Origin of the sequence: Microcoleus sp. AR_TQ3_B6 (genome assembly GCF_036702785.1) — a bacterium.
GTDB lineage: Bacteria > Cyanobacteriota > Cyanobacteriia > Cyanobacteriales > Microcoleaceae > Microcoleus.
The window spans coordinates 52,272-65,176 of the sequence record NZ_JAUBVJ010000007.1 but is presented as its reverse complement, the minus strand read 5'-3'; the positions used below and the strand labels follow the sequence as shown (position 1 = coordinate 65,176).

Here is a 12,905-nt window from a genome sequence, read left to right as displayed (position 1 = left end):
AAGCTGGCCTGCTTCTACTTTAACAGCTTCCCCTAAAGCTAAGCTTCTGGACCCAATCTAAAATCTCAAATCTCAAATCTAAAATTGATATGACACCTTAATTTGTTAAAGTCGAATGTTAGGCCCGCGTCGTTAGACTTTAACACCCTCCCCTAAAGCTAAGCTTCTAAGCCCCATCTAAAATCTAAAGTCTAAAATCTAAAATTGATATGGTTCACCAACCCCCATCGGGTGCAAGAGATTTATTGCCCCTTGACGTTGCTCAAAAAATTTCGATCGAACGGCGCTTGCAGCAGGTTTTTCACCGCTGGGGCTATCACCGGATTATTACTTCAACTCTAGAAAGGCTGGAGACATTGATGGCTGGGGGCGCGATCGACCGATCGACCTTAATTCAACTGCAAGACGCCGAGGATGGAGAACTCGGTTTGCGGCCGGAATTGACAGCATCCATCGCCCGGGCGGCTGCAATGCGGATGGCCGGGACTCGCTGGCAGCCGTTTCGCCTCTACTACAACGCCAACGTGTTCCGCAAAGGGCCAGATACTGGCTCAGGCGGGCAACAGGAGTTCTATCAAGCTGGGGTAGAACTGCTCGGCGCGGGGGGGGCGGTTGCGGATGCGGAAGTGCTGCTGCTGCTGTCTGAGTGCTTGCAGAGCTTGGAAATTGATGAGTGGCATTTGGTGTTGGGAGAAGCGGGCTTGACTGCAACATTGCTAGAACCGTTTCCGCCAAACGTGCGCCAGAAAGTTCGGGGGGCGATCGCCAATCTCGATCGAATTGCCTTGGAAACTTTGCCGCTGTCAACCCAATTGCGAGAAAGAGCACTGCTGTTATTTGACTTGCGCGGCCGCCCAGAAGAGGTGTTGCCAATTGTTGCCAAACTAGATTTAGATTTGCCGCAGCAATCGGCGTTAAACAATCTCAAATCGGCGATCGAATTGCTGCACCAATGCCAGTCAAAAATTCCCAATCTAAAATCCCACATTCACCTCGACTTGAGTTTAATTCAAACATTTGACTACTACACGGGAATTGTGTTTGAAGTTGTTAGCAGCAGCAAGACAGGACAGCGAGTTTTAGGACAAGGAGGACGCTACGACCAACTGTTGGGGCTGTTCGACCCCCAAGGGCAAAATTCCCCCGGCATCGGGTTTTGTCTGAATATTGAAGATTTGCACCAAGTTTTGCTGACAGAGGGGCAATTGCCCACCCAGACGCCAGCCAGCGACTGGTTGGTGGTGGCACAAACTCCTGATGCTAGTGCCGCCGCCTTTGCTTACGCTCGCAAACTCCGAGAGTCTACTCACCTGGTTCGGGTAGAAATAGATTTGGAGAGTCGGGAGACGGAGGAGGAGGCGCGGGAATACGCGCGCGATCGACGAATTACTCAAATTGCTTGGGTAAATGCCGAAGGATTGCCAACAATTGAAACGGTAAATTAAGAGCTGGTAGAGAAAACCCAGAACTCAAACTTATTACAGAAGCCCTGGCTCTAACAAACATTTTACAAAAAACGTAAAAAAAGGGATCTTTTACCCTAAATCCATTGCTGTAATGGCGTTTTTCCATACAAAAACCAGGCTTCTGCATCCCTGAGCAAGATCGTCTATCGGTTTGAGTTCGTGGTAGCATTGTGAGCGTTAGTTTCCAGTTGAAGAGTAAAAGTAAAAAATGCTGTTTAACTCCACACTGTTTTTAGGATTCCTGGTAGTTGTGGTGTATGTGTATTACTTACTGACACCGAAGTACCGACGTTGGTTTTTGCTATTGGCTAGCTACTGTTTTTATTGGGCTGGGAGCGTACAATACTCAATTTTAATGGTTGGCTATACCCTGCTGGCTTATAAAACAGCTCGAATCATCGAGGATTCGACTAAACAGAGAAACCGCACTACGGCCTTAATTACTTTTCTGGCTGTAGTTCTTAGCACTCTGTTTGTGTTCAAGTACGCAAACTTCTTCTTAGATTCGAGTTATTCGCTGTTGGGATTTAGGCTTTTGCCTCAACTGAAACTGCTATTACCTCTGGGTATTTCTTTTTACACGTTCTCAACAATTAGCTACATAGTTGATGTCTACAAGGGCGTTACCAAGGCTCAAAAGTCAATCCTGGACGTAGCGCTGTACGTGATTTTCTTCCCTAGCCTGCTGGCTGGGCCGATCGTCCGCGCCGAGGTCCTCATGCCCCAGTTTGCCTGTGAGTCATCGGTAAACTGGATTGCGATCCGCAGCGGTATTGCCCAGATTCTCTGGGGGATGCTGAAAAAAGTTTATGTAGCTGATTCGATCGCACCAATAGCTAACGAAGTTTTCGCCAGTCCAGAAAATGTTTCCGGGCTGGGGCTTGTGCTGGGTACATTAGCTTATACCGTTCAAGTCTACAGTGACTTTTCGGGTTATTCGGATATTGCGATCGGTTCGGCTCGCCTATTGGGAATTGAACTGCCGAAAAATTTTGAGAAACCTTATTTAGCCTATAGCATTACTGATTTCTGGCGCAGGTGGCACATTTCGCTGTCAAATTGGTTGCGCGACTACCTCTACATTCCTCTAGGGGGGAATCGGCGCGGCAATCTCCGCACTTACGCGAACCTAATGATTACGATGCTGCTGGGAGGTCTCTGGCACGGTGCTGGATGGAACTGGGTTGTGTGGGGAGGTTTGCAAGGAGCAATGCTCTCCATTGAACGAGCAACTAAACTTTCATCTAAGCCAACTTCTAAAATAAACTATTTAATCCGCTGGCTGATTACCTTGTTTCTAATATGTACTTCTTGGATATTCTTCCGGGCAGCGGATTTGAACAGTGCGGTTGTAGTATTGCAGCGGATATTGACCTTTGCTGACGGGCGGATACCTCTTGACTATCGGCCGCTGTTCTACATGGCAACAATTCTGCTAGTTGAATGGTGGGATTTGAAGCAAAAATGGATGAGTTGGACACAAAACCACCCAAATTCGCTCAAATGGATTACTTATGCAATGGCGATCGCGCTAATGTTTACCTTCGCCGGTGCTTCAAGTTCAAATTTCCTTTACTTCCAGTTCTAATGGGCTTGAAAAATTATGAGTCAGATATTTAATGATAAAGCCATTGCAAATTTAAAAACCACAGTTCGCTACATTGCTGTGGATTTGTCGAAGGTATTGTTGGCATTTGTATTATTAGAAGGACTCCTGCAAGTGAGTGCTCCTGAGTATACCAATAATGTTTTCGATCGGGAATTCACAGGCGGTCATCCCATCGCCGTTAGCAGTCCCGGCAATCGCGGTCCTGTGGTGCCGATTCAAAAAGCTCCAGGCGAATTGCGAATCCTGGGAATGGGAGATTCCACCACCTTCGGTACTGGGATTGCTGCTGAAGATACTTGGCCAGCTCAGCTAGCAACTGTTTTTCAGAAAAACGGTACTAAGGCAACCTACATCAATAGCGCTCTAGAGGGTTATTCACTCAAGGAAATCAACACGGTTTACCGCAACCAGTGGTCTCAGTACCAGCCAGATTTAGTGGTACTGGCGGTAGACAACAACTTAGTCTCGATGACCTGGTTTCGTCGCAATGACAAAGCAGTGACTGCAAACCCTTATCTGGAGCAAGTTGCCAAATCAAAGCTGGCGGGTCTGAAAAACCAGTTCAAACTCTTAGCTACCCCGTCTTGGCTGAAAATCAACTCCCAAAAATGCTTGTACTTCCTGGGTTTGGCAAACAACAACCTGAAACCGGATGTTCCTTTGGGCGCAACCCTAGCCTTGGGTTGGCAGCAGGCTGATGTTCCTCCCGATATCGCCGAACGTGCTTGGAAGCAATTCGAGAGCGATTTGAGTGTGCTCAGGGACTCTGTTGCTGCTGACGGCCACTCTTTGGCTGTAGTTTACTTGCCTGCTCGGTTTATGGCTTTTGACGGTTTTTCTGATAACGAACAGCAAGTACCTAGACAGCGGCTGACTATTGATGCGAGTAAGCGACTTGGGGAAATTAGTAAGTCTCTTGGTTTACCCTATGTCGATGCTACTGAAGGAGTTCGCCGCGGGCGATCGCAAATTGCTCAAAAAGAGGGTCGTTTTGCCCCGATGTATATTAAATTTGATACGGTTCACCTTGACAAAGACGGTCACAAAGCTGTGGCCCAAGATTTGTTCGGGCTGCTTGGCAAATCGAATCAACCTCGATAACCTCTGTTTTCAATGTTAAATTAGAAGAAAAACTGAGGCTTTAGATGCCACTCCAAGTAAAAAGTTATTTCTAGTTTGTCCACCAAATTTGAATAATTGAGAACACTGTGCCACATACTATCGTTACGAATATTTGCGAGGGAGTTGCTGATTGCGTCGGCGCTTGTCCGGTTGCTTGCATTCACCCCGGTCCTGGCAAAAATGTCAAGGGTACTGATTGGTTTTGGATTGATTTTGATACCTGCATTGACTGCGGCATTTGTTTGCAGGTGTGTCCTGTCGCAGGTGCGATCGTTCCAGATGAGCGCCCTGAGTTGCAGCAAACTCCGTCTTAGGAATGAGAATTAAATAACTTCCACAATAATAATTAAAATTGTAAGTTATTTAATTCGCGATCCTTAATTGCAATTGAGGGGTAGATATAGCAATCCTAAATCATTCAGATAAATTTGTAGGGGTAGTGCCCCCGTGCCTACCCCTTATCTATCGGGGCAACCACGGGGGGATTGCCCCTACAATAATTACGCAAATCATTTAGGATTGCTATAGCTACATTAACTTTCATGGTAAGGTGCGCCGGACTGCGCACCCTACATTCACTTTTTTTGCGAACCGCAGAGGGCGCAGAGGGCGCAGAGAAGAAGGGTGAGAAATATTGGAAAAATATAACGTTTAGATATCTAAGTGCAGGTAATTAATTATGTTACTTTTAGATCCAAAAACTCTCGAACCAGCCACTGAACAGCGCATTATTTTATATGATGTGACTTGGGAAAAATACGAGCAACTTTCCGATATGTTTGCCGAGGAATTTCCCAGGATGACTTACTTAGAAGGAACGTTAGAAATTATAATGACGACTTCGCCAGAACATGAAAGGCTCAAAACAATTATTGCCCGGTTGATAGAAACCTATGCGGTTGAAAGGCTAATTAATCTCAACGGTTACGGAAGTGCTACATTTCGCCGCGAAGCTGTGAGACGGGGTGCTGAGCCAGATGAGTGTTACTGTTTAGGTTTACTTGCAGAAGTCCCGGATATTGTGATAGAAATTGCTCTAACTAGCGGCGGTATTGACAAACTGGATGTGTATCGCGGTTTGCAGGTTCCGGAAGTCTGGTTTTGGGCTAACGATCAATTTTCTCTTTACCGCTTGCGCGAGTCTGGTTATGAGTTAATTTCCAGCAGTGAATTTTTGCCGGAGTTAGACTTTTCTGTATTGAGTCAATATGTAGGATATGTTAACCAAACTGAAGCTGTCATTGCTTATAGAACTGCTTTGCAAACAGCTACAGGAATGTCAAATCAATAGAACTCTCCCGAAAAGCCAGTATTGAACAGGCAAGATGCCTGTTCCACAATTTAAAAAAAGCCCGATCGCACTTTACAATAAAATCTATAATAAAATCCCATGCAGCCGATCGCACTTTCCGACTCTCAAATTTTATCCATGCGCACCCACGCCGAAAGCACTTATCCTGAAGAATGCTGCGGTTTGTTGCTCGGTCGAGTTACTGCTGGTGTTAAAACTTTAGTAGAAGTTTGGCCGACTCAAAATGCTTGGAGTGCCGAAGCTGAGGAGAATTGGCCCGAACAAAAAGAATTGACAGAAAAACGCAGATATGCTATAGGGCCAGAAGATATGTTGCGGGCGATGAAATATGGGCGCGATCGCACTCTGGATATTATCGGCATATATCATTCTCACACCGATTGTCCCGCAGTGCCCTCAGAGTGCGATCGGAAATTGGCCTGGACCCAATACTCTTATATCATTGTGTCCGTCCGACAAGGCTGTTCGGAAGACCTCCGCAGTTGGACTCTTGACCGAGAGGGCAACTTTCAAGCAGAGGAAATTCTCGCAGTGGAACCGACTCAGATTAAGAAATAATTAGTAAAAATAACAAACTCGTAAAAAGGCGAAAGATTCAGATAGGATATAATTCTAAATCGGCGCTACACACAATATCATGCTAAATCCTAATCTGGACGAGATCCAGCTCAACAAACAAGAATACGAACGTTACTCTCGCCACCTCATCCTCCCAGAAGTTGGATTGGAAGGGCAGAAGCGTCTCAAAGCTGCCAGCGTGCTCTGCATCGGTACGGGAGGCCTCGGTTCGCCGCTGCTGCTTTATTTAGCAGCCGCCGGTGTTGGCCGCATTGGGATTGTAGACTTTGATATTGTTGACCATTCCAACTTGCAGCGGCAGGTAATTCACGGCACTTCTTGGGTGGGGAAACCGAAGATTGAGTCGGCTAAAAATCGGATTTTAGAAATTAATCCTTTTTGTCAAGTTGATTTGTACGAAACTCGCGTTAGTTCCGAAAATGCGATCGACATTGCCACTCCTTACGATATCATCATCGACGGCACGGACAACTTCCCGACTCGCTATTTGATGAACGACGTTTGCGTCCTGCTAAACAAGCCCAACGTCTACGGTTCCATCTTCCGATTTGAAGGACAAGCAACAGTTTTCAACTACGAAGGCGGCCCGAATTACCGCGATTTGTACCCGGAACCCCCACCTCCTGGGATGGTTCCTTCTTGTGCCGAAGGCGGCGTTTTAGGAGTTTTGTGCGGAGTTGTCGGTTCTATCCAAGCAACGGAAGCTATCAAAATTATCTTGGGTCAAGGCACAACTTTGAGCGGCAGACTGTTGCTTTACAATGCCTTAGAGATGACGTTCCGGCAATTGAAACTGCGGCCTAATCCAGTGCGCCCGGTAATTGAAAAGCTAATCGATTACGAACAATTCTGCGGCATTCCTCAAGCAAAAGCGCAGGAAGCAAGTCAGCAAACGCAAATTCCTGAGATGACTGTCACGGAACTTAAAGAGTTAATCGACAGCGGTGCGAAGGATTTTGTATTGTTGGACGTTCGCAATCCCAACGAGTATCAAATTTGTCAAATTCCTGGGTCAGTTTTGGTTCCTTTGCCGGATATCGAACAGGGCGCAGGTGTCGCTAAAGTCAAAGAATTGTTGAACGGCCACCGCTTGATTGCACACTGCAAAATGGGCGGGCGTTCTGCCAAGGCTTTGGGGATTTTAAAGGAAGCTGGAATTGAGGGAATTAATGTTAAGGGCGGAATTACTGCTTGGAGTCAAGAAGTAGACCCGTCTGTACCTCAATATTAAGGCTAATCTTTTTCTGGGGCGGGCAATTTACCCCCCCGGAACCGAGATGATTAGACTTCTTGCACTCATCCGCAAACAATCTCAAAATTATCTGCGTTAATCTGTGTTTATCTGCCTTAAATCTGCGGTTTCCGTATTAATCAAGGATTTATGCAATTCAAATCTATTGCGGCGGCAACTGCTTATTTTTACCGAGTAGATTCTTGAACTTACCCTATAGATTCTTGAACTTGGCCCCCAACATAACCAAAAGCCAAACCACAACCCCCGCACCGATACTAATCAACAATACGAAGGCAAAAGAATTAATTCCCACCTTCAGGAAAGGCAAAGGCAAAGCAACTATTTGATTCGGCGGGTCTTGTTTAATCAAATAAGGAGAACTGCCAGCCACTACCCCGGCTACTCCCAAACCAAAGCCGACAGCTTGAATCGTTACCTCTAGTTTCGCATTCCGATAAGCTTCTTCGATCGCCACAATAGCTCTAATTGCCTCGGTTGCTTGGTCTAGCAAGCCGGAACCGTGTGTGAAGTAGCCTAAGTCGGCTTTGATTTGCTCTTGAAACTGGGGCGAGGTTTCTTTGCTGAATAATTCTAAAAAGCTTAAATCGCAATCACTATCATTGTAGTTGTTTCTTGCTTTTAAGTCAAAACTTATTTGATTTAATTTATCTTGGTAATTTTTGGCGTTAATGGCGATCGTATTTTGGCGAAATTCCAAATCCATCAGCAACCGGGCATAATTCACAGCCCGTGGTGGCATCTCGATAGTCTTGCGTTCCAGATATTCCAATTCCTCTGGCTTTAAGCCAGTACCTTTCAATTGGCGCTGCGGCGCTGTATCGCGCTGCAAATAGCGAAAAGTCTCGTTGATATCCTCGGTAATTTTTTCGTATTCTTGACGGATTTGATAATAGTAGGCGCGGCTTTCCTGATAAGCCTGAATAGTTTTATTGCGGTACAAGAACAAGTCCAAAAAATCGCTGTACCGCGAATCCCAAATTTCACCAGTTGTCGCACTACTGAAAAACCAAATCAGAATGTGATCGCCAGCATTGGGATAACTGGGATTGCCATATTCTAAAATCGGACTGCCAAATAATTCGCCTTCACGGTAAAATTCTGGCAAGTCTTGACCGGAAATGAAGTTTTTCAAACACTTTTGGGCTAAACTTTGCAAATACTGCGAATCTTCCTCGGCTTTCTGTTTTTGTTCTGGACTCAGCCAAGCTGTCAGCAGCAGAGTTTGACCGAAATAACTATTAACCGAATCCCGCAGTAAGCAGTTATCGGGATTCAAATCCTGGAAGATGCTAAGGTCAACATCAGGTGTTTTAGTACCATTAGTTTTTTCGGGAACGCGGATGTTTAATCCCAAAGCATAACTGTCACCAATTCGCAGCATTTGAGCAAATCCTGCGAGGGAAATCTGCTGGTTGTGATGCTGAATCTCCTTATCAAAGGGTAGAGATTCCCGGTTGTTGACCTCAGCTTTCACAATCAGGTTGACACGCCTTCCTTTCGGTTGATTTGTTTGGTTTTTGTATAAATTGCGATCGTTAAATTCCGCAGGGACTCTGAGTTTTTCTTGGAGGATTTCGTTGCACTTGTACCAGAGGTGTTCGGGATCGATCGCAGGATTTGAGGTTGGTGGTAGGGCTGTTTGTGGGGAATTGGCAGGGGGATTTGAGGTTGGTGGTAGGGCTTGTTGTGGGGAATTGGCAAGAGGATTTGAGCTTGATGCTAGGATATCCCAGACATGGAAAGCAAATAAATGAACATTGGGAGCATATACTGTACTAATTGGATTCATTACTGGTATCTGCACTATTTTCCTGGTCTTGTTTCAGTCTTTCTTTGTAAGCATTCATAATGCTTGCAGGTACGGCTTTAGTGAGATTTTCCAGGGGTTCTTGGGTAGTTGACAGGGGTTGAGGCGGATCGGAGATTTCTCGCCGACTAGCCATGATTAATTCGTCTCCCAATTCGCGTTGTATACACCAAGTTTTGATAGTATCGTTAATGGTAGATTCTTTGCCTGCTAACTTGGTTATTTCGGCGGCTAAATTCGGTAAATCTTCCCATGCTTCCGGTGAAAAGATTTCGGGAATTTCTCTCAGCAAATAGATAAAACTAGCGATATCTTTGTAATCTTTGTCAATTTCCACAGGACAATTCTCCGTTAATAAAATGTCAGTTATAGCAACCGCCAAGGTGGTTAGGATGGTTCCGGTCACTGACCGAAATATCCTAGTATCCCGTAGCGCAGAATGCAGCCCAAAATTTGGGATTGATGAAAGGTGGTTTATCTTCTGGCCAGTAGCTTGACCGTTTGTTGAATGCTGTCATCCATGTTTCATCTAATTTTAAGGATTCAACCCAAATTTTCAAATCCTGTTTGCTGACGGCGCGCATCCAGTTTTGGGCAGCATTGACAGCAACTGCAACTGACCTTTCATGGTGCAACTCCTGATAAAATTTTATCATAAAAATTGCCGTTGCCAAGTCATCGACGCTCCATAAGGTGCTGACAACATTCAAACTCCCAGCGTACAAGAAGCCGCTGGGTAAACCAATGTACTCATCGGTGATGGCGATGGAGTTGGTTAACCCGGTTTCGCAGGCGGAGAGTGTCACCAGCCTGCACTGCGATAGGTTTAATTCTGCGAAGATTTCTTGCAAAGTTAGGCATTTTTCGGGGATGGCTTTTCGGCCGTCGCGCATGATGACAGCGCGGTCATCTGCATTTTGATTGTTGGTTTGTTCGATGGAATCGGCTAGGGCGAGAAGGGATAGCAGTGGATTGTCAAAGTTAAATAGTCCGTGGCAGGCAAAATGGATGTAGCTGGCATTTGAGATGGTTTCTCGGTTTTTGGTGAAGGCGATTTTTGTGGCTTGTTTGTTGATCAGAATGTCGTGGGATGTGAATCTGGTTTTGATGGTTGCTACTTCCATATCCGCGTTGGATAAATCTTCGGTGGGATTCTGGATGGCAAATAATGGCTGGTGTTCGGGTGGGGGAGATGTGCGGGTTTTGATGCGGGTTTGTACGAGTTTCAGGAGTTGCAAACTGGGTGCGTATTTCACACCGTTGGGGAAGCAGTCTAACAAGTACCTCGTAGGGGCGGTGCCCCCGTGCCCGCCCTCTGATGTGAATTCTAAGGCGTGGAGGGGGAATAGGTGCAGGTAGCGGTGGGGAACTAAGATTAGTTGTTGGCAATCAGGGGGGATGTGGGCGATTATCTCGTTTAGCTGCAAGATTTCGGAGAGTTTTTGGAGTTTTGTGGATAGGGTGTGTTGCCAGATTCGGTTTTGTTTTTCGTCGCCTCGGTATTGTTCGAGATATTGTTTTTGCCAGGTTTCTAATTGGGCTATTTGAGTTGTGGTGTAGGTGACTAATTCTATGTTGTCGCGGGTGATGATGAATGCAGAACCTGCCCAGCTATCATCGGAGTTGGAGTTGTTTGTGGTGATGCTGGGATCTGATCCCCCCCGGCCCCCCTTCTTAAGGGGGGAGTTAGAGTTGGAGTTGGAGTTGTTGCCGATGTACCATTCTATGATGGCTGTTTTTGGATCTAATGTTTTCTGGAATTCGGCGATGTCTATGGGTTGGACTTTTTGAGTTAGTTTGAATTCTGGTTCTCGCTGTTTGAATGTTTCGAGGAATTGTTTTAGTTGCTGTAATGCTGTTGCTAAATTAGTTTGTTGTTGTTGAGATGATTCGGGACTCTGACTGCGGGTTTGTGTTGTCCGTTTTCCGCTGGAATTTCCGGTTTCTCCACCGTTTTCGGGGGGAAGAGATGGGGTTTGTGTTTCTAGGAGTTGTTGGGAGGCGGCGATTTGACGGCGCAGGTTTTGGAGTTGCTGTTTCTCGGTTTCGGTGGCGGTTTTGGGGTAGATTTCGCTGTTGGTGAAGAGTTCGACTAGGTAGCGGGATTTGCTGCGTTCGATTGTTTGCAGGGCTTTGTCATATTGTTGGTGATTGATGCAGGATTGCATCATTTTTTCGTAGACATCGAGATTTTCTTCGATGATTTCTCGTTTGCGGTTGTCGGAGGTTATCCACTCGCGGCTTTGTTCGACTGCTTCGATGGCTTTTTCGTAGCCGAATATGGCGGTTTCCCACAAGCTTTCTGCAAATCCTAAATTGCCTAGATTTCTGCCTGTTTCCCGACAGTCAATTGGCAAAGCGGTGGGAGTGCGAACTCCTAAAGCAGCTTGATAAAATGCGATCGCCTTTTCGATATTCTCACCCCGTTCTCCTTTGATTCTGTCACTGTAAGCAACTGCCAAATTATTTTGAGTGCTTGCCCAATCTTGGGGGAAAGTATCGCGGGTGAGAACTTGTAAAGCAGCTAGATAACAGGCGATCGCCTTTTCGATATTCTCACCCCGTTCTCCTTTGATTCTGCTGTAAGCAATTGCCAAATTATTTTGAGTCTTAGCCCAATCTTGGGGGAAAGTATCGCGGGTGAGAACTTGTAAAGCAGCTTCATAAAATACGATCGCACTTTCTATATTCTCTCCCCTGTCTCCCTGAATTCTGAAATAGTAAGCATTTGCCAAATTATTTTGAGTCCCAGCCCAATCTTGGGGAAAAGCTGCGCGGGTGCGAACTTGTAAAGCAGCTTCATAAAATGCGATCCCCCTTTCTATATTCTCACCCCTGTCTCCCTTGATTCTGTTTCTGTAAGCTTCTCCCAAATTATTTTGAGTCATTGCCCAATATTCTGGAAAAGCTGGGCGGGTGTAAACTTGTAAAGCAGCTTCATAAAATGTGATCGCCATTTCTATATTCTCACCCCTGTCTCCCTTGATTCTGTCACTGTAAGCATTTGCCAAATTATTTTTAGTATCTGCCCAATATTCTGGAAAAGCGGTGGGAGTGCGAACTTGTAAAGCAGCTAGATAACAGGCGATCGCCTTTTCGAGATTCTCGGCTCTGTCTTCCTTGATTCTCTGGCTGTAAGCAATTGCTAAATTATTTTGAGCCATTGCCCAATCTTGGGGCAAAGCTTCGCGGGTGTAAACTTGTAAAGCAGCTAGATAACAGGCGATCGCCTTTTCGAGATTCTCGGCTCTGTCTTCCTTGATTCTGTAACTGTAAGCTGCTGCTAAATTATTTTGAGTCGTTGCCCAATTTTGGGCATAAGTCTCTCTGTTAAAAACTTGCAGTGCCATCTCATAGCCTACAATGGCAATTTCCATGTTACTGCTTTTGCTACCCAGAGGAAACTGTTGAATTAAGTTACTGAAGTTAAAAATAGGAATAATAATATTTTCGGCTTGGCTTGACTCCATTTCTGCGAGAGTTTGAGTTGCCCACTCTCGCAAATATTGGGCAAATTCATCGTCTAATAATTCTAGATAGGCTTGCAAGATGGCGGTTTGTTCTTCGCTGTCCCAGGTGAGGAGAGATTCAATCAGGGTGAGATAGGCTTGGCGGCGTGGTTGGTTCATTTTTGACTACCCATGTTTGTATGATTTTACATTTTTTGCGGGGAAATCAAGGGTGTTTTTAACCGCAGATGTTGGCGGATGGACGCGGATAAACGCAGATGTAAGGGCCAATATATGCGGTAGCAG

General features: G+C 45.6%; 10 protein-coding genes. 7 read left to right on the top strand and 3 right to left on the bottom strand.

What is annotated here, in order from left to right:
• The first annotated feature begins 209 nt into the window (after positions 1-209).
• The 7 genes from QUB56_RS05635 (at position 210) to moeB (ending at position 7,319) form a co-directional block, all read left to right on the top strand.
• The gene (locus tag QUB56_RS05635) at positions 210-1,445 is read left to right on the top strand and encodes an ATP phosphoribosyltransferase regulatory subunit (protein WP_332953917.1); all 1,236 of its coding nucleotides are present in this window, start codon (positions 210-212) and stop codon (positions 1,443-1,445) included.
• Positions 1,446-1,674: 229 nt separating this feature from the next.
• Entirely contained in the window at positions 1,675-3,054 is a 1,380-nt protein-coding gene (locus tag QUB56_RS05630) for an MBOAT family O-acyltransferase (RefSeq protein ID WP_332953916.1), read from the top strand.
• A gap of 15 nt (positions 3,055-3,069) precedes the next feature.
• Entirely contained in the window at positions 3,070-4,176 is a 1,107-nt protein-coding gene (locus QUB56_RS05625; RefSeq protein ID WP_332953914.1) for a hypothetical protein, read from the top strand.
• A 107-nt stretch (positions 4,177-4,283) separates the two neighbouring features.
• A complete protein-coding gene (locus QUB56_RS05620) occupies positions 4,284-4,511 on the top strand; it encodes a ferredoxin family protein (protein WP_332953912.1) in 228 nt (75 codons plus the stop codon).
• Positions 4,512-4,876: 365 nt separating this feature from the next.
• Positions 4,877-5,488, top strand: coding sequence for a Uma2 family endonuclease (locus tag QUB56_RS05615; protein ID WP_332953910.1), 612 nt, complete (start codon positions 4,877-4,879; stop codon positions 5,486-5,488).
• Between the two features lie 99 nt (positions 5,489-5,587).
• Positions 5,588-6,067: a M67 family metallopeptidase gene (locus tag QUB56_RS05610; RefSeq protein ID WP_332953909.1), complete on the top strand. Its 480-nt coding sequence runs from the start codon at positions 5,588-5,590 to the stop codon at positions 6,065-6,067.
• Between the two features lie 79 nt (positions 6,068-6,146).
• Complete coding sequence (gene moeB / locus QUB56_RS05605; protein ID WP_332953907.1) at positions 6,147-7,319, top strand: molybdopterin-synthase adenylyltransferase MoeB; 1,173 nt, start codon at positions 6,147-6,149, stop codon at positions 7,317-7,319.
• A 214-nt stretch (positions 7,320-7,533) separates the two neighbouring features.
• Here moeB and QUB56_RS05600 read toward each other — a convergent pair whose 3' ends face one another.
• From QUB56_RS05600 to QUB56_RS05590, 3 genes are read right to left on the bottom strand one after another with little or no spacing between them, the layout of a single operon-like run.
• Positions 7,534-9,132, bottom strand: a complete 1,599-nt coding sequence (locus QUB56_RS05600) for a hypothetical protein (RefSeq protein ID WP_332953905.1) — start codon at positions 9,130-9,132, stop codon at positions 7,534-7,536.
• Complete coding sequence (locus tag QUB56_RS05595) at positions 9,119-9,556, bottom strand: hypothetical protein (protein ID WP_332953903.1); 438 nt, start codon at positions 9,554-9,556, stop codon at positions 9,119-9,121. The genes QUB56_RS05600 and QUB56_RS05595 overlap by 14 nt, the downstream gene beginning before the upstream one ends.
• 13 nt (positions 9,557-9,569) lie before the next feature.
• Positions 9,570-12,779 carry a CHAT domain-containing protein gene (locus tag QUB56_RS05590; RefSeq protein ID WP_332953901.1) on the bottom strand — a complete coding sequence of 1,070 codons (3,210 nt, stop codon included), beginning with the start codon at positions 12,777-12,779 and terminating at the stop codon, positions 9,570-9,572.
• Positions 12,780-12,905: the final 126 nt, after the last annotated feature.